Source organism: Myceligenerans xiligouense (assembly GCF_003814695.1).
Lineage (GTDB): Bacteria > Actinomycetota > Actinomycetes > Actinomycetales > Cellulomonadaceae > Myceligenerans > Myceligenerans xiligouense.
The window spans coordinates 3,855,269-3,872,824 of the sequence record NZ_RKQZ01000001.1 but is presented as its reverse complement, the minus strand read 5'-3'; the positions used below and the strand labels follow the sequence as shown (position 1 = coordinate 3,872,824).

Annotated in this window: 9 protein-coding genes; 5 read left to right on the top strand and 4 right to left on the bottom strand. The window is 72.1% G+C overall.

All coding sequences use genetic code 11. From position 1 onward, the window contains the following. The first annotated feature begins 81 nt into the window (after positions 1-81). From EDD34_RS16935 to EDD34_RS16920, 4 genes are all read left to right on the top strand, one after another. On the top strand, positions 82-2,301 hold the full coding sequence (locus EDD34_RS16935) for an NADP-dependent isocitrate dehydrogenase (protein ID WP_211341623.1): 2,220 nt from the start codon (positions 82-84) through the stop codon (positions 2,299-2,301). A gap of 174 nt (positions 2,302-2,475) precedes the next feature. Then, positions 2,476-6,177, top strand: a complete 3,702-nt coding sequence (locus tag EDD34_RS16930; RefSeq protein WP_123815607.1) for an ATP-binding cassette domain-containing protein — start codon at positions 2,476-2,478, stop codon at positions 6,175-6,177. A 146-nt stretch (positions 6,178-6,323) separates the two neighbouring features. Continuing rightward, the gene (gene pulA, locus EDD34_RS16925) at positions 6,324-11,885 is read left to right on the top strand and encodes a pullulanase-type alpha-1,6-glucosidase (protein WP_123815606.1); all 5,562 of its coding nucleotides are present in this window, start codon (positions 6,324-6,326) and stop codon (positions 11,883-11,885) included. A gap of 136 nt (positions 11,886-12,021) precedes the next feature. After that, positions 12,022-12,375: a DUF4190 domain-containing protein gene (locus EDD34_RS16920; RefSeq protein ID WP_123815605.1), complete on the top strand. Its 354-nt coding sequence runs from the start codon at positions 12,022-12,024 to the stop codon at positions 12,373-12,375. A 77-nt stretch (positions 12,376-12,452) separates the two neighbouring features. On the opposite strand, the gene purU is transcribed toward EDD34_RS16920, so the two are convergent. Beyond that, complete coding sequence (gene purU / locus EDD34_RS16915) at positions 12,453-13,313, bottom strand: formyltetrahydrofolate deformylase (protein ID WP_123815604.1); 861 nt, start codon at positions 13,311-13,313, stop codon at positions 12,453-12,455. 21 nt (positions 13,314-13,334) lie between these two features. Continuing rightward, positions 13,335-14,870 carry a multicopper oxidase family protein gene (locus tag EDD34_RS16910; RefSeq protein WP_342774849.1) on the bottom strand — a complete coding sequence of 512 codons (1,536 nt, stop codon included), beginning with the start codon at positions 14,868-14,870 and terminating at the stop codon, positions 13,335-13,337. Positions 14,871-15,037: 167 nt separating this feature from the next. Here EDD34_RS16910 and EDD34_RS16905 point away from each other — a divergent pair, with 167 nt between their 5' ends. Beyond that, positions 15,038-15,544 carry a GNAT family N-acetyltransferase gene (locus EDD34_RS16905; protein ID WP_123815603.1) on the top strand — a complete coding sequence of 169 codons (507 nt, stop codon included), beginning with the start codon at positions 15,038-15,040 and terminating at the stop codon, positions 15,542-15,544. On the opposite strand, the gene EDD34_RS16900 is transcribed toward EDD34_RS16905, so the two are convergent. Together EDD34_RS16900 and EDD34_RS16895 are read right to left on the bottom strand one after the other, a co-directional pair. Then, entirely contained in the window at positions 15,522-16,298 is a 777-nt protein-coding gene (locus EDD34_RS16900; protein ID WP_123815602.1) for an ATP-binding cassette domain-containing protein, read from the bottom strand. The two genes, EDD34_RS16905 and EDD34_RS16900, sit on opposite strands and share 23 nt — an antisense overlap. Next, positions 16,295-17,482, bottom strand: coding sequence for an ROK family transcriptional regulator (locus tag EDD34_RS16895; RefSeq protein ID WP_246012532.1), 1,188 nt, complete (start codon positions 17,480-17,482; stop codon positions 16,295-16,297). The genes EDD34_RS16900 and EDD34_RS16895 overlap by 4 nt, the downstream gene beginning before the upstream one ends. Positions 17,483-17,556: the final 74 nt, after the last annotated feature.

The window sequence follows — 17,556 nt, the reverse complement described above, 5'->3', positions numbered from 1 at the left end:
CGATGCCTCGATCCAGGTTTCGGCGCGGTATCTTGATATCAAGAAATCGTCTGCCAACTGATCCAGGAGCCTGTTCTGCCCATGGCCAAGATCATCTACACCCACACGGACGAGGCGCCGATGCTGGCGACCTACTCCCTCCTCCCGATCGTCTCGGCCTACGCGGCCAAGGCGGGCGTGGACGTCGAGACCCGCGACATCTCGCTGGCCGGCCGCATCGTCGCGCAGTTCCCGGAGCGCCTCACCCCGGAGCAGGCCCAGCCGGACGCGCTGGCGGAGCTCGGTGAGCTGGCGACGCGGCCGGACGCCAACATCATCAAGCTGCCGAACATCTCCGCGTCGGTGCCGCAGCTCAAGGCCGCGATCGCCGAGCTCCGGGGCAAGGGGTACGACCTGCCCGACTACCCGGAGGAACCGTCCACGGACGAGGAGCGCGAGGTTCGCGCCCGCTACGACAAGGTCAAGGGTTCGGCCGTCAACCCGGTGCTCCGCGAGGGCAACTCCGACCGCCGCGCCCCGGCGTCGGTCAAGAACTACGCCAAGGCGCACCCGCACCGCATGGGCGCCTGGACCGCCGACTCGAAGACCGCGGTCGCGACCATGGGCCGCGACGACTTCTTCTCCAACGAGAAGTCCGTGGTCATCCCGGCCGCCGACACCCTGCGGATCGAGCACGTCGCCGCCGACGGCACGGTCACGGTCCTCAAGGACGGCCTCGCCGTCGACGCCGGCGAGGTCCTCGACGGCACCTTCATGTCGGCCGCGGCGCTCGACACCTTCCTCACCGGCGCGATCGCCGAGGCGAAGGAGCAGGGCGTCCTCTTCTCCGTGCACCTCAAGGCCACGATGATGAAGGTCTCCGACCCGATCATCTTCGGTCACGTGGTCAAGGCGTTCTTCAAGCCGGTCTTCGACAGGTACGGCGCGGACCTGGCCGCCGCCGGCCTGTCCGCCAACGACGGCCTCGGCTCGATCTTCGCCGGCCTGGCGAGCCTGCCGAACGGCGCCGAGATCCGCGCCGCGTTCGACGCCGCGCTCGCCGACGGTCCCGAGCTCGCCATGGTGAACTCCGACAAGGGCATCACGAACCTGCACGTCCCGTCCGACGTCATCGTCGACGCGTCGATGCCGGCCATGATCCGCGGCGGCGGCCACATGTGGGGCCCCGACGGCAACGAGGCGGATGCCCTCGCCGTCATCCCCGACTCGTCGTACGCCGGCGTCTACCAGGCCGTCATCGACGACTGCAAGGCCAACGGCGCGCTCGACCCGGCCACGATGGGCTCCGTCCCGAACGTCGGCCTGATGGCCAAGAAGGCCGAGGAGTACGGGTCGCACGACAAGACGTTCGAGATCCCGTCCGCCGGCACCGTCCGCATCGTCGACAGCGCCGGCGAGACGGTCATGGAGCACGAGGTGGGCGCCGGCGACGTCTGGCGTGCCTGCCAGACCAAGGACGTCGCCGTCCGCGACTGGGTCAAGCTGGCCGTCACCCGTGCCCGGGCCACCGGCGTGCCCGCCGTGTTCTGGCTCGACCAGAACCGCGCCCACGACGCCCGCCTCATCGAGAAGGTCCGCGAGTACCTCGACGACGGCTCCGCCGGTGAGCTCGGCGGGCTGACGCTCGAGATCATGGCGCCCGCCGAGGCCACGAAGTACTCCCTCGAGCGCATCCGCAAGGGCGAGGACACCATCTCGGTCACCGGCAACGTGCTGCGCGACTACAACACCGACCTCTTCCCGATCCTCGAGGTGGGCACCTCGGCGAAGATGCTCTCGATCGTCCCGCTGATGAACGGCGGCGGCCTCTTCGAGACGGGCGCCGGCGGGTCTGCGCCGAAGCACGTGCAGCAGCTCGTCGAGGAGGACTACCTGCGCTGGGACTCGCTCGGCGAGTTCTTCGCGCTGGCCGCGTCCTTCGAGCACCTGGCGAAGTTCACCGGCAACGCTCGCGCCCAGGCCCTCGCCGACACGCTCGACGCGGCGACGGGGACGTTCCTGGCCGAGGACCGTTCCCCCGGCCGCAAGCTCGGCACCATCGACAACCGCGGCTCGCACTTCTACCTCGCCCTCTACTGGGCGAGGGAGCTCGCCGCGCAGACCGGCGACGCCGAGCTCGCCGCCGCCTTCGCGCCCCTGGCCGAGAAGCTGGGCGCCGAGGAGGAGGCGATCGTCGCCGAGCTTCTCGCCGTCCAGGGCAAGCCCGCCGACGTCGGCGGCTACTACCAGCCGGACGACGAGAAGGCGGGCGCCGTGATGCGCCCGAGCACCATCTTCAACGAGGCCCTCGCGTCGCTCTGACGCGTTCGTGCACGACGGCGGTCGTGGTGACGTTCCCCGTGGGACGGCACCACGACCGCCGTCGTCGTTCCGGTCCGTAGCCGATGCCCGTGGTCGGCGACGTCGGCCCGGCCGTCCGTCTCCCGGCGAAAAAAGAGGAGGGCGATGTCAGTGTGCCGACGTAGCGTGAGCGTGATGGTCCAGGCAACTTTCTCCCCTCCACAGCGCGCCACCGGCACCCGGGACGAGCGCGTCGTCGGCGACCCTTCCCGCCGGCTCGACTGGCGGCGTCTGCGCGGTCCCGTGGCGGCGGTCTCGCTGTTCGCGCTCGTGGTGGCGGTCACCGCCCAGGCGTACGGTGCGGTGGTCGCCGGCCGGCTCGCGGAGAGCGCCACGCTGCTGGGTGTCGTGCTGCTCGCCGCGTGTCTCGTCGGCGGCGCTTTCCTCGACAGCGCCGGCCAGGTGGCATGGGCCGGGGTCACGGACCGCGCCGAGGGCAAGCTGCGTGGCGACCTGCTGCGCGCGGCCATGCACCAGCCACTGAACACGCTCAACGACCAGGCGGTCGGGGAGATCCTGGACCGCGTCGACGACGACACGCATGCCGTCGGGCAGCTCGTGCGGCGGCAGTTGTGGGGCGCCGCACGCTCCGTCGTCGGGTGCGTGCCGATGTGGATCATCGCCGGGCTGCAGTGGTGGCCCGCCTGGTTCCTGTTCCCGGTGCTGGTCGCGCTGACCGTGCTGCTCATTCGCGGGCTCCTGGGCCAGATCGTGCGGCTCAAGGTCGTGGAGGAGGCAGCCTGGACCGATCACGCGGCAGCCTTCGAGGAGGCGGTCGCGGCCCGCGACGATCTGCGCACCAGCCTCGGACGCGCCTTCGCGATCCGGCGGCTGGCCGGGCTCTCCGCCGAGGTGCATCGCAGGCTGGCCGCCGTCGTCAGGGTCGAGTCGCGGATGCTGCGGCGGGCGGGGGTCGTCCTGCACGCGCTGCTCGCGGGGGTTGCCGTGGTCGGCGCCGCGATGGCGGCGGACGGGGGCCTCGGGGTCGGTCAGCTCGTCACGCTGTTCCTGGTCACGGCGGGCTTCGTGGCGCAGACCGACATGCTGATCCACCACCTTCCGGACATCCAGGAAGGGCTCGGCGCGATCACGAGGATCAAGCAGATGCTCGGCGTCGCGCCGGAGCCGGAGGGCGGCGAGCCCGTACCGGAGCCGCCGCTGGACCTGGAGCTGCGGGACCTGCACTTCTCCTACAGCGAGGGCACGTTCGCCCTGCAGGGCGTGGATCTGGTGGTGCCCGCGGGTGAGACGGTGGCCCTGGTGGGGCGTACCGGTTCCGGGAAGTCCACGCTGGCGGGTTTGCTGTCCCGTGCCGTCGAGCCACCGCGGGGAGCGGTCTTCCTCGGCGGAGTCGATGTCCGCGACCTCGACCTGCAGGCGCTGCGCGCCTCGGTCGGCGTGGTGACCCAGCGGACCGAGATCCTGGCGGGGACTCTCGCCGAGAACATCGCGTTGTTCGCCGATGTGCCCCGCGAGCAGATCGAGGCGGCCGTGGCCGAGCTCGGGCTGTCCGACTGGGCCGAAGGCCTCCCGGACGGGCTGGACACGCTGCTCGGTCCGGGTGGCACACGCCTCTCCGCCGGGGAGGAGCAGCTCGTCGCGTTCGCGCGGCTGCTGGTGCGCCACGTGCAGGTGGTCGTCCTGGACGAGGCGACGGCACGCATGGACCCGCTCACCGAGGCTCGTGTCGTGGCCGCCGCGGACCGGCTGCTCACCGGGCGCACCGGCGTGCTGATCGCGCACCGGCTCACGACGATCGAGCGGGCCGGGCACGTGGCCGTGCTCGACCACGGCAAGGTCGTGCAGCAGGGGCGCCGCGCCGAACTCGCCAGGGCAGCGGGTCCCTTCCGCGACCTGCTGGAGGCGAGCGCGTCGCACGCCGCCGAGGACGGCCTGCTGGAGGAGGAGCCCGGTGGGGCGGTGCGTCGGGCCGTCGCGCCGGAGACGACCGGAGCGGGGCCGGCCGGGGGGCTCGTGTCGGACGACGTCCCGCCCGTCCGAGGGGCGGAGCTGTCCGCCGCCGGCGCGGCCGCGTCGCCGTCGTCGGGCGACGGCATCAGGGCCGCGGGGATGGGAACCGCGGGGACCGGGGCCGGCGCGGTGGGGACCCGGCGGCGCCGCGGCGCTCCGCCGGAGATCGAGGACCCGGGCGACGGGCCCAGCCTGGCCCGCACGGTCCTGCACGCGGTCTTCATCCGCCCGGCCTGGGGCGTGTTCGGCGTGGTGCTGTTCCTCCTGTTCAGCATGATCAACGCCGCGGGCGTGCTGACCACGTTCCTGTGGGGCCGCATCGTCGAGGGCATCGACTCGGGGGCGGGAATTCCGCTGGCCGAGTTCATCGGCCTCCCCGTGCTGCTCATCGCATCGCCGATCATGCTGGCCCATGCCATCTACGTGTATCCGAAGTGGTGGATCGACATCCTGCTCCGGGTACGGATGTCGGTGATGGCCGGGCAGACCACGCAGCGGCGCCTGCCGGCGACGCCGCCCGGCGAGATCGTCGCCCGTGCGATGGACGCCGATCGCTTCGTGAACTACACCGACCGCTGGGTCGACTTCGTGAACGGGCTCGTCGTGGTCGCCGTGGCCACGCTGATCGGGCGCTCCTGGCTGGTCGGCGCGGTGCTGCTGAGCGTGATGGCGATCTCGGCCGGGGCGTCGGCGATCGGGCGCCCGATCGCGGGTCGTTCCGCGACGAAGTCCTCGGCGGCCCGCGCCCAGTTCGGTCGCGCGCTGGTCTCCGCCCTGGACTCCGCGCGCACGGTCAAGCTCGCCGCCCGGACTCCGCAGGTGCACGCGCACCTGCGTCAGGTCGACAGCGGGCGGGTCAGGGCGGCGATCTTCGAGCACCGCGTGCAGGCCGTCCTCGAGGGCGTGCCCGGAGTGGTGCTGCAGGCCGGCGTCGTCGTCGCCTGGGCCCTGCTCCTGCAGGGCACCTGGAGCCTGGCCACCACGCTGATGGTGGCGGGCGCCGTCGCGGGGTTCGGCTGGTTCGGCATGGTCGCGGGCATGGTGATCACCGAGGCCCCCGGCACACGGAACTGGCAGAAGGCGACCAGCCGGTTCGCCGGCGGTGTCGACCTGATCGACCAGCCCGCAGGCGTCGACCTGTCCACCGGGACCGCCCCGGAGCCCGCGCCCGGACCGCGGGAGCCCTTGGACCACCTGGAGCTGCGCGGCCTCACCGCCGTCCACGACGACGGGACCATCGGCGTGTCCGGTGTGGACCTCACGGTGCGGCGGGGCGAGCTCGTGCTGCTGCTCGGTCAGGTCGGATCGGGCAAGTCGAGCCTGCTCTCGTCCCTGGCCGGACTCCTGGAGCACACGGGTGAGATCCGCTGGAACGACACCGAGGTGACCGAGGCCCAGACGTTCCTGCGTCCCGGCCAGGTCGCGTACGTGGCCCAGATCCCGCGGGTGCTGTCCGGCACGTTCGCCGACAACGTGCGGCTGGACCACGAGCGGGAGCTCGAGGCCCCGGTCGAGGCGGCGCGGCTCGCCCCGGACATCGCCGACGCCGGAGGCCCCCACTCGCTGGTGGGCCACCGCGGCGTGCGGTTGTCCGGTGGCCAGGTCCAGCGGCTCGCGCTGGCCCGCGCCCTGGCCGCCGATGCCGAACTGCTGCTCGCCGACGACGTGTCGTCCGCCCTGGACGCCGCGACGGAGCTCGAGCTGTGGGCGGCGCTGCGCGAACGGGGCACCACGGTGATCGGCGCGACGTCGAAGCGAGCCGCCCTGGCCCGCGCGGACCGGGTGGTGGTCCTCGACGAGGGCGAGGTCGCCGCGGTGGGTCCGTGGCGTGACCTGGCCCCGACGTGGGCTCACCTGGCGGGCTGAGTCCGGGAGCTGTTGCCCTGGAATCAGCTTGAGATGGGTCGGGTGGTACCCGGTGTTGGCCTTGCTGCAAAATGTTGCAAGCGTTACAGTCGGCGAGGCCCTGGCCCCGAAGGGTGGGGTCCCCCTGGGACGACGAAGGAGTCTCCATGCCAGCCGCACCCCCTGTCCGCGCGCCACGTCCGGGACCTGATCCCGGATCTTCTCCGAGCCACCCGCACCGTCTGGTCGGGCGTGCGGCAGGCCGTCGCAAGCTCCGCCGTCCGGCAGCGCTTGCCGCCGCCGGTTCCCTGCTCGCCGTCGCCGGCCTGGCCGGTGCCTCGGCCACCGCCTCGGCGGCCGATGCCACCGCGGCGGAATCCGCCACGCTCGTCGGTGACCTCCAGACCGCTCTCGGCTGTCCCGAGAACTGGGACCCCACCTGTGCGGCCAGCTCCCTCACCCCGGCGGGGGACGGCACGTTCACGGCCGAGTTCGAGCTCCCGGCCGGCGCCTACGAGTACAAGGTCGCCCTCGACGGGGGCTGGGACGAGTCGTACGGCCGCGAGGGCGGCACCGACAACGCCCCGCTCAACCTGGAGGGCGCCACCACGGTGCGCGTCACCTACGACGACGAGACCCACCGCATCGCCGTCACTCCGCTGGACCTCGCGGGCGGCTACACCGAGGCCGACGACGCGCTGGTCACCCCGCCGGTCCGCCAGCCCGGCTCCGACGAGCGCTTCTACTTCGTCATGACCGACCGGTTCGCCAACGGCGACGAGTCCAACGACGAGGGCGGGCTGGAGGGCGGCCCGCTCGACACCGGCTTCGACCCCGCCGACAAGGGCTTCTACCAGGGCGGCGACCTCGCCGGCCTGGCGCAGAACCTGGACTACATCGAAGGGCTGGGCACCACCGCGATCTGGCTCACACCGTCGTTCCTCAACCGGCCGGTCCAGGGCTCCGGCGACGACGTCAGCGCCGGCTACCACGGCTACTGGATCACGGACTTCACCCGGATCGACCCGCACCTGGGCACGAACGCCGAGCTCGCGGCCCTGATCGACGACGCCCACGCGCGCGGCATCAAGGTCTACTTCGACATCATCACGAACCACACGGCCGACGTCGTCGACTACGCGGAGGGCACCTACGACTACGTCGACCAGGCCACCCGCCCGTACACCGACGCCGACGGCAACCCCTTCGACCCGGCCGACCACGCCGGCACGGGCGACTTCCCGGATCTCGACGCGGCCACGAGCTTCCCCTACACCCCGCAGGTCGCGCCCGAGGACGCCGACCTCAAGGTCCCGGCCTGGCTCAACGACCCGACGCTCTACCACAACCGGGGCAACTCGACGTGGGAGGGCGAGTCGGTCACCTATGGCGACTTCTCCGGCCTCGACGACCTCATGACCGAGCACCCGACGGTCGTGAACGGCATGGAGGAGATCTACCAGGCGTGGATCGACCTCGGCATCGACGGGTTCCGCATCGACACGGCGAAGCACGTCAACTTCGAGTTCTGGGAGGAGTGGTCCACCACCATCGAGGACTACGCCCACGCCCAGGGCAAGGACGAGTTCTTCACGTTCGGCGAGGTGTACGACGCCGACGCCGCCAAGACCTCCCCCTACGTGCGCGACACCGCGATGTCGTCCGTGCTGGACTTCGCGTTCCAGTCCGCGGCCACGAGCTACGCGAGCGGCAACAGCGCGCAGCGCCTCGCGGGGCACTTCGCGAGCGACGACCTCTACACCACGCCGGACACGTCGGCGGCGGCGCTGCCGACCTTCCTCGGCAACCACGACATGGGCCGCGTCGGCTACCTGCTCGCCGGCACCGACGACCCCCTGGAGCGCGACGAGCTCGCGCACGAGCTGATGTACCTGACGCGCGGCCAGCCGGTGGTCTACTACGGCGACGAGCAGGGCTTCGCGGGCACGGGCGGGGACAAGGACGCCCGCCAGACCCTCTTCGCCACCCAGGTGGACGAGTACGCGAACCAGCCGCTCGTCACCGGTGAGCAGGCCGGGAGCCAGGACCGCTACGCCACGGACGCGCCGCTGTACGAGCACATCGCGGCCCTCGCCACGCTCCGCGAGGAGCACCCCGCCCTCGCGACCGGAGCCCAGATCGAGCGCTACGCCGCCGACGGGGCGGGCGTCTACGCCTTCTCGCGCGTGGACCGCACGGAGAAGATCGAGCACCTGGTGGCGCTGAACAACGCGGCCGAGCCGGCCACGGCGTCGTTCACGACACTGACTCCCGGAGCCTCGTACGGCGTGCTGTACGACGGCGGTGCCGGAGCGGAAGCGGTCACGGCGGGCCCCGACGGCGAGGTGACCCTCACGGTCCCGGCACGCTCCGCCGTCGTCCTCGTCGCCGACCAGCAGGTCGCCGCCGACACGACCGGCGCGGTCGCCGTCGGACCGGGCGAGGTCCGGCGCGCCGGCGGCGCCGTCTCGGGCGTCGCGCCGGTCGCGGCCGCGATCGACGACGCCTGGGCCGAGACGTCCTTCGCGTGGCGCGCCGTCGGCACCGACGAGTGGCACGCGCTCGGCACCGCCGAGGACACCGGCCCGCGGGTCTTCCACGACACGTCGGGCCTGCCCGAGGGCACGCTCGTCGAGTACCGCGCCGTGACGCGGGACGCGGACGGGGATCGCGCGGCGGCGTCGTCGTACGGCTCCGTGGGCCTCGACGTCAGCGGTGTGGTGGACGACGACGCCGACGACCCGTACGAGATGGTCGTCGTGCCCGGCAGCCACAACTCCGAGATGGGCTGCGCCGGCGACTGGACGCCCGACTGCGAGGCGGCCCGCCTCGCGCTCCAGGAGGACGGCACCTACGCCGGGACCTTCGACATCCCGGCGGGCAGCTACGAGTTCAAGGTCGCCGTCAACGGCTCCTGGGCCGAGAACTACGGGGCCGACGGCGAGCGCGACGGCGCCAACATCTCGTACACCACGGGCGGCGGCCAGGTGACGTTCACCTGGGACCCGGCCACCAAGATCCCCACGGTCGAGGCCGGTGAGCCGGGCACGCCCGGTGAGGGGCAGCAGGCGGCGCACTGGGTCCGCGAAGACGTCGTGCTGGTGCCCGCCGACGGTTTCGGGCGGGGCGACGACTGGCGCCTGGTCGCCGGGGGCGGCGACGCCGCGTCGTCGTACGCGATGCACCCGGGGGAGGTGCCCGCGGACGTCGCCGAGGACTTCCCGCACCTCGCCGGGCACCAGGCGCTCGTGATCGAGGGCATGGACACGGCCGCGGCGACGGCTGCCCTGCGGGGGCCGCTGCGCGTGGAGCGGTACGACGCGGCCGGTGAGAGCCCCGAGGAACCCACCGCCGTCACGGGCGTGCAGGTCCCGGGCGTGCTCGACGACCTGTTCGCCACGGACCGCGAGCTCGGTGCGGTGGTGCACCCGAACCGGAAGTGGGCCTCGTTCGCCCTCTGGGCGCCGACCGCGCGCGACGTCGACCTGCTGGTGTGGCCCCGGGGCCGCGACCTCGGCGCCGAGCCCGACCGGTTCGACACCGAGCGGCGGAGCGACGGCGCGTGGACGCTCGACGGCAAGCGGGCCGCGAAGCGCTACCCCTGGTACGGAGCCCGCTACCGCTACGCGGTCGAGGTGTACGTGCCGGAGACCGGCCAGGTCGAGACCAACGTCGTGACCGACCCGTACTCGCTCGGGCTGACGCTCGACTCGACGCACTCGGTGGTCGTGTCGCTGGACGACAAGCGGTACCAGCCGCGCCGGTGGCGTACCACGCCCGCGCCGGTGGTGGAACGCGCCGTCGACCAGACGATCTACGAGCTGCACGTGCGTGACTTCTCGATCGCGGACGAGTCCGTCCCCGCGAGACTGCGCGGCACGTACGCCGCGTTCGGGGTCGAGGACTCGGACGGCATGACGCACCTGCGCGAGCTGGCCGACGCCGGGATCACCGGCGTGCACCTGCTGCCGACCTTCGACATCGCGACCATCCCCGAGGACCGGGACGCGCAGGCCACCACCGGCGACCTGTCCGGCTTCGCGCCCGACGGCGAGGAACAGCAGGCGGCCGTCGCGGAGATCCAGGCCGACGACGGCTTCAACTGGGGCTACGACCCGTACCACTTCACGACGCCCGAGGGCTCGTACGCCCGCCGGGCCGACGGCGCTGCGCGGGTCGCGGAGTTCCGCGGCATGGTCGGGGCGCTGCACGACGCGGGCCTCCAGGTGATCCTCGACCAGGTCTTCAACCACACGGCCGCCTCGGGGCAGGCCGAGAAGTCCGTGCTGGACCGCGTGGTGCCGGGGTACTACCACCGGCAGAACGCGGTGTCGGGCGACGTGGAGACCTCCACCTGCTGCCAGAACCTCGCCACGGAGCACGCCATGGGCCAGAAGCTCATGGTCGACTCCGTGGTGACCTGGGCGCGGGACTACCGCGTGGACGGGTTCCGGTTCGACCTGATGGGGCACCACTCGAAGGAGAACATGCTCGCCGTGCGCGCGGCGCTGGACGAGCTGACGCTCTCCGACGACGGCGTCGACGGTTCGGCCGTGTACCTGTACGGCGAGGGCTGGGACTTCGGTGAGGTCGCGGGTGGCGCCCGCTTCGAGCAGGCCACCCAGGGCAACCTGGGCGGCACCGGCATCGGCACGTTCAGCGACCGCCTGCGCGACGCGATGCACGGCGGGTCCCCGGTGGACGGGTCTTCGCTGTTCCAGCAGGGCGTCGGGACGGGGCTGTTCACCGACCCGAACGGGCGTGAGGCGCGCCTCGGCGACGCGGGGTCGGTGAACGACGGCGGCCCCGACGAGGCGGACGACCTGGCGCACCAGATGGACGTGGTGAAGCTGGGACTCGCGGGCAACCTGCGCGACTACGAGTTCGTGACCTCCGACGGCGAGGTCCGGCGCGGCGACGAGATCGACTACCGGGGCTCGCCCGCCGGCTACGCGGACTCGCCCGAGGAGGTCGTCACCTACGTCGACGCGCACGACAACGAGACGTTGTTCGACCTCCTGACGCTCAAGCTCCCCGCCGGCACCCCGATGGACGAGCGGGTGCGGATGAACACCGTGAACCTGTCGACGACGGCGCTCGCGCAGACGCCCTCGTTCTGGCACGCCGGGACCGACCTGCTGCGGTCCAAGTCGCTGGACCGGAACTCGTACGACTCCGGCGACTGGTTCAACGCCATCGACTGGACGGGGCAGGACAACGGGTTCGGCCGCGGGCTGCCGATGGCGGCGGACAACGAGGACAAGTGGCGGTACCAGGGGCCGCTCCTCGCGGACCCGGGGCTCAAGCCGGCCCCGGAGGACATCGCGCTGGGTTCCGCACAGGCCCGTGAGCTGCTGGAGCTGCGGGGGTCGACGGACCTGCTGCGGCTCGGCTCGGCGGACCTGATCCGGGAGAAGGTGACGTTCCCGGGGACGGCCGCGGGCGCGGGCGCGGAGGACCTGCCGGGCGTGATCGCGATGTCGGTCGACGACCTGGCCGGTACGGCCGACGTCGACCCGGCGCTGGACGGCGCGCTGATCGTCTTCAACGCCTCGCCCGACGACGCCCGCGTCGAGGTGCCGGAGCTGTCCGGCCGCGACTACGCGCTCTCGCCGATCCAGGAGGCGGGCGGGGACGACGTCGTGCGGCGTACCACCTGGGACGCCGGGACGGGGACCGCCACGGTGCCGGCGCGCACGGTGGCGGTGCTGCTCGACCCGGCGAGCTGAACGGGGCGAGCGCGCGCGGGCCGGGATGGGGAGAACTTCCCGTCCCGGCCCGTTCACCCGCGTTATTCGTGGCGATTCCGGGGGACTTGTGGCAAGCTCCAGCAGGCACAGTACTGGCGAAGGACGAGAGGACATCATGACGTATTCCGACCCCGGGCAGCCGCCGGCTTCCCAGCCCTACGGCGAGCAGCCGGCAGGCGCGGACAACCCGGGCAAGACGCTCGGCATCGTCGGCCTCATCCTGTCGATCATCGGGTGCACCTCCCTCATCGGCCTGATCGTCTCCATCGTCGGCATGGTGAAGTCACGCAAGGCGGGGATGGGGAACGGATTCGCCCTCGCCGGCATCATCGTCGGTGCCATCGGGACGATCGGCGGGATCATCTTCGCGATCTCCCTGGCCATCGGCGGCGGAGCGCTCATCGAGCAGTGCGCCGAGCTGGGCCCCGGCACCCACGAGGTGGACGGCGTCACCTACACCTGCAGCTGAGGCACGCGGTTGCCGGCCGGTGCCGGCAGAACGACGGCGGCCGATGAAGAACGCTTCATCGGCCGCCGTCGTCGTGGTCAGCGGAAGACCACCGTGCGGTGGCCGTCGAGGAGCACCCGGTGCTCCGCGTGCCAGCGGACCGCGCGGGCCAGGGTACGGCGCTCGGTGTCCTCACCGATGCGGACCAGGTCGTCGATGGTGTGGGTGTGGTCCACCCGTTCCACGTCCTGCTCGATGATGGGGCCCTCGTCGAGGTCGCCCGTCACGTAGTGGCTGGTGGCACCGATGATCTTGACGCCGCGGTCGTGCGCCTGCCGGTACGGGCCCGCGCCCTTGAACGACGGCAGGAACGAGTGGTGGATGTTGATGATCCGCCCCGCGTGGTCGCGGCACATCTCGTCCGACAGGATCTGCATGTACCGGGCCAGGACCACCAGCTCCGCACCGCTCTCCGTGATGATCTCGCGCAGCGCCGCCTCCGACTCCGGCTTGGTGTCCTTCGAGACGGGCACGTGGTGGAACGGCTTGCCGTAGAACTCGGCGATGTCCTCCAGGTCGCGGTGGTTGCCCACCACGCCGACCACGTCGATCGGCAGGTGCTGCGACCGCTCCCGGTACAGCAGGTCCACCAGGCAGTGCGCCGCCTTCGACACGAGCAGGAGCGTGCGCATCGGCCGCCCCGCCGCATCCAGGTTCCACGTCATCTCGAACCGCGCCGCCAGTGCCGTCACGGCCGGGGCCAGGTCCTCGCGCGTCGCGGCCGACTCGAACTGCACCCGCATGAAGAACCGTCCCGAGTACGGGTCCCCGAACTGCTGCGACTCCGTGATGTTCCCGCCGTGGTCGGCGAGCAGCCCCGCGACGGCATGCACGATCCCGGGGCCGTCGGGGCAGGAGAGCGTGAGGATCCAGTGGGTCGGTGCGGTCTGCGCGGTCACTCCGGAAGCGTAGCCCGTGGGTCAGGCCGTGTAGGCGACGACCCCCATCATCTGCGCCTCGCCGTGGTAGAGGTTGTGGCAGTGGGTGAGCCACCGGCCGGGGTTGTCGGCGTCGAAGTCGAGGGCGATCCGCTTGCCCGGGAGCAGGATCGAGGTGTCCTTGCGCGGCCCGCCCCCCGCGTGCTGGTAGGTGTGTCCGTGCAGGTGGACCGGGTGCCACATCTCGGTGTCGTTCACGAAGGTCAGGCGGACCCGTTCCCCCTCCACGATCGGGTGGGCGTTCCGCATGGGCCGCATCATGTCGAACGGAAGCCCGTCGAAGGCCCAGTCGTACTTCTCCATGCCTCCCGTCAGGCGGATCGTGATCTCGCGATCGGGTGCGCGCTGGTCGAGCGCCACACCGGGTGCGGCGGTGAGCTGGTCCGCGGTCACGAGCTTCCCCTGCAGCTCCGGTGCCGGGAACGGGAGGTCGGTCGGCAGCGGCGTCCCCGCGCCGGTGCGGACCTGGGCATGAGCCTGCCGCAGCTTGCCCTCGGCCTCGGCGATGAGCGTGAAGAGACCGTCGCCGAGCGTGACCACGACGTCGTAGCGTTCCCCCATCCCGATGATGAGCGTGTCGCCCTCGGTGTGGTCGACGGGGAACCCGTCGGTGTGGGTGACGGTCATGCGGTGGCCGGTCAGCGCGACCCGGTACGCGGTGTCGCCGGCCGCGTTGATCAACCGGATCCGGACCCGGTCTCCCGGTGTCGCCTCGAAGACGTCGGGGTCGGTGGCGGGGCGGCCGTTGATCAGGTGGAACGGGTAGGAGACGTCGCCGGCGTCCCCGCCGAGCACGTCCGAGACGGCGCCCATGAGCAGGTTCCCCATGGCGTGCATCTCAGGCATGTCACCCATGTCACCCATGCCGCCCTCAAGGTCCGTCCGGACCTGGTCGGGGGTGGCCTGGACGCCGTCGAGCCAGTCGTCGAGGATCACCACCCACTCGCTGTCGTAGGCGAGCGGCTCGGCGGGATCCTCGACGATCAGTGCCCCGTAGAGCCCGCGATCGAGCTGCGTGCCCGAATGCGGGTGGAACCAGTAGGTCCCGGCGTGGGGCGTCACGAAGTCGTAGGTGAAGGAACCGCCGGCCGGTACCGGGTCCTGGGTCAGGTGCGGCACCCCGTCCATGTCGTTGCGGAGCGCGAGCCCGTGCCAGTGGATGCTGGACTCCTCCGGCAGATCGTTGACGAGTTCCAGTTCGAGACGGTCGCCGCGCGCCTGCCGGATCACCGGTGCGGGCGTCTGGCCGTAGGACCAGGTGTCGGCCGGCACGCCTGCCAGGTCCAGGCGTCCGGGCCGGGCGGTCAGCGAGACCCGGTTCACCGCCCCGGAGGCTGCCCGGGCGGCCTCTCGCTCGCCGACGACGGCGTCGGTCGGCGTGAGGAATCGGGGCCCGGACGGCGCGGCTGCCGGGGGCGGTGCCCCCTCCGGCGTGCAGCCGGCGAGTGCCATCGCCGCGATGGTGCTGATCCCGCCCGCGAGGAACGTGCGCCGCGGCATGGGGGCATGGGTGGCCAAGAGGTTTCTCCGTTCGATGGTCCGTCGAGAGAATCCTGCGCCGGGCGTGCCGGCGTGCGGGTTCCGGCACGATCAAGGTTCGATGAAGATTCGCGGGACCGGCCGTCGTCGGCACCGGATCCTGAACGCGTGCACCGTGCGTGGTGGTTCTCTGCGACCATGGCCCCATGAGCGACGCACCCACGACGATCGCCCTGGTCGACGACGACCACGCGGGCGAGCTACTCACCCTCCGCCGAGCCGCGTTCGTCACCGAGGCGCAGCTCTACGACGACCCGAACATCCCGCCGCTCACCCAGACCCTGCACGAACTGCGCGAGGACATGGCCCGCGACGACATCGTGACCGTCGGCGCATGGGAGGGCACCCGCCTGATCGGCTCGATCCGCGTGGAGCTGGAGGGGCAGAAGGCGACGCTGGGCCGCCTCGCCGTCGCGCCCGACAAGCAGGGGCGGGGGATCGGCACGCAGATGCTCGTCGCGGTCGCGCCGTACCTGCCGCCGGAGATCACCGAGATCTGGGTGTTCACCGGCAAGGACTCGAAGCAGAACCTGTCGCTCTACACGAAGCACGGCTACGAGGAGCAGTTCGAGCAGGCCGCTGGTGACCTGACCTACACCTATCTGCGGCGCGTGCTCGGCTCGGTCGAGGTCAAGGACGAGACGACGGCGTAGTGCGGCGCGGGAGGCGGGTCGCGCCGGTGATCGCGGCGACGACGGCCTCGTGGCTGGCCTCGGCCGCGGTGAACGAGCCGTTGTTGCGCCCGTGCCGCAGCACCTCGACGCGGTCGGCGACGGCGAGCACGTCCGACAGGCTGTGGCTGATGAGGATCACGCCGTGACCCAGGTCCCGCAGGGACTGGATGTGGGTGAGGACCTCGGCGGTCTGGGCCACGGACAGGGAGGCCGTGGGCTCGTCGAGCACGACCACCTTCGGTGAGCCGAGCTGGGTACGGGCGATCGCCACGGTCTGCCGCTGCCCCGCGGAGAGCGCCGACAACGGCGTGCGCACCGACGGGATGCGTGAGGTGAGCGACTCGAGGATCTCCCGCGCGCGGTTCTCCATGGCGCCCTCGTCGAGGCCGAGCCCACCCTTGCCGGAGATCTCCTGGCCCAGGAACAGGTTCTGCACGACGTCGAGGTTCTCGGCGAGCGCGAGGTCCTGGAAGACGGTCGCCACACCCAGCGCGCGCGCCGATGCCGGCGAACCCGGCGGGACCGGGTTGCCGTCCACGGTGACGGTTCCGGCCTCCGGCGCCAGGACGCCCGCGACGACCTTGGCGAGGGTCGACTTGCCGGCCGCGTTGTCGCCGACCAGGGCGACCACCTCGTGCGCGTGGACGTCCAGGTCGACACCGTCGAGTGCCTGGACGTGGCCGAAGGACTTGTGGACGCCGCGTACGGAGAGCACGGGCTGGGGGCGTGTCACGTCGTCGTGCCTCCTCGCATCGCCAGTTCGATCTGGGTCTTGCGGCGCGCCAGCGCCAGCGCGCCCAGTATGTCGGCTCGGTCGCCCAGCTCACCACCGACGACCGGAACGGCGCCCCGGGTGGACGGGACGGCCCGGGCGGCGACCGCCTCGCGCAGCGGGTCGAGCAGGACCTCACCGGCCGCCGCGAGCTCGCCGCCCACGACGACGGACTCCGGGCCGAGCGCCGTCACGAGGTCACCGACCACCTGTCCGACGGCGCGGCCGGCGTCGGCCAGGACGCGGCGGCAGCCGGGGTCACCGCCGGCGGCCTGTGCGAGGAGATCGTGCACGGTGAGGTCACCGTGACTGGCGCGGAGCAGGCTCAGCAGGGCCGGCGCGCTGACCACGGTGTCGAGGCAGCCGCGGCTCCCGCAGCGGCACACCGGACCGGAGGGGTCGACCTGCACGTGCCCGATCTCCCCGGCGGTCCCGGCGCGGCCGCGGTGGACGCGGCCGTCGAGCAGGAGCCCGGCGGTCGTGGTGTGGCCGACGCGGACGTAGACCACGTCGTGCAGGCCGCGTGCCGCGCCCAGGTCGTGCTCGGCGATCGCGCCGAGGGCGGCGTCCTTGTCGGCGTGCACGGGGCGCGAGATCCGGCGGGACAGCACCCGCGCGAGCTCCGTGTCCTCCCAGCCGCGCATGGCGCCGCGCACCGTGAGCTCGCCGGTGTCGGGGGCGACCGGGGCGGGGAGGGCGAGGCCGAGCGCGAGCAGCTCCTCGACGTCGGCTCCCACCTGGTCGAGCAGGTCCATGACGAGCAGCGCGGCCCGGTCCAGCGTGGTGTCGACGCGGTGGTCGGGCGGCAGGGGCAGGAACTGGTCGGCGACGACGTCGAGCGCGAGGTCGCTCAGCGCGACGCGCAGGGCGCGCGGCCCGACCTGCACCCCGGCCACGACGCCGAGCCGCCGGGCCATCGTCACGCGGGTGGCGCGGCGGCCCGAGCGCGACGTGGAGTGCGTCTCGACGACGCCGGCCGCGAGGAGCTCGCGCACGATCGTGGACACGGTCGCCGTCGAGACGCCGGTGGCGGCCGCGAGCTCGACCTGCGTCAGCCCGCCATAGCGTTTCACCGCCTCGACGATGCGCGCCCGGTTCGCCTCCCGCATGGAGGTGGCCGAGCCGGGCGTTGGGCTCCTGGTCACGCTGGGACTCTAACCCGGATTCGCCTTGAGTTAGGGACTCGAACACAGAACGATCACGATCGGGTCTCGTGGGG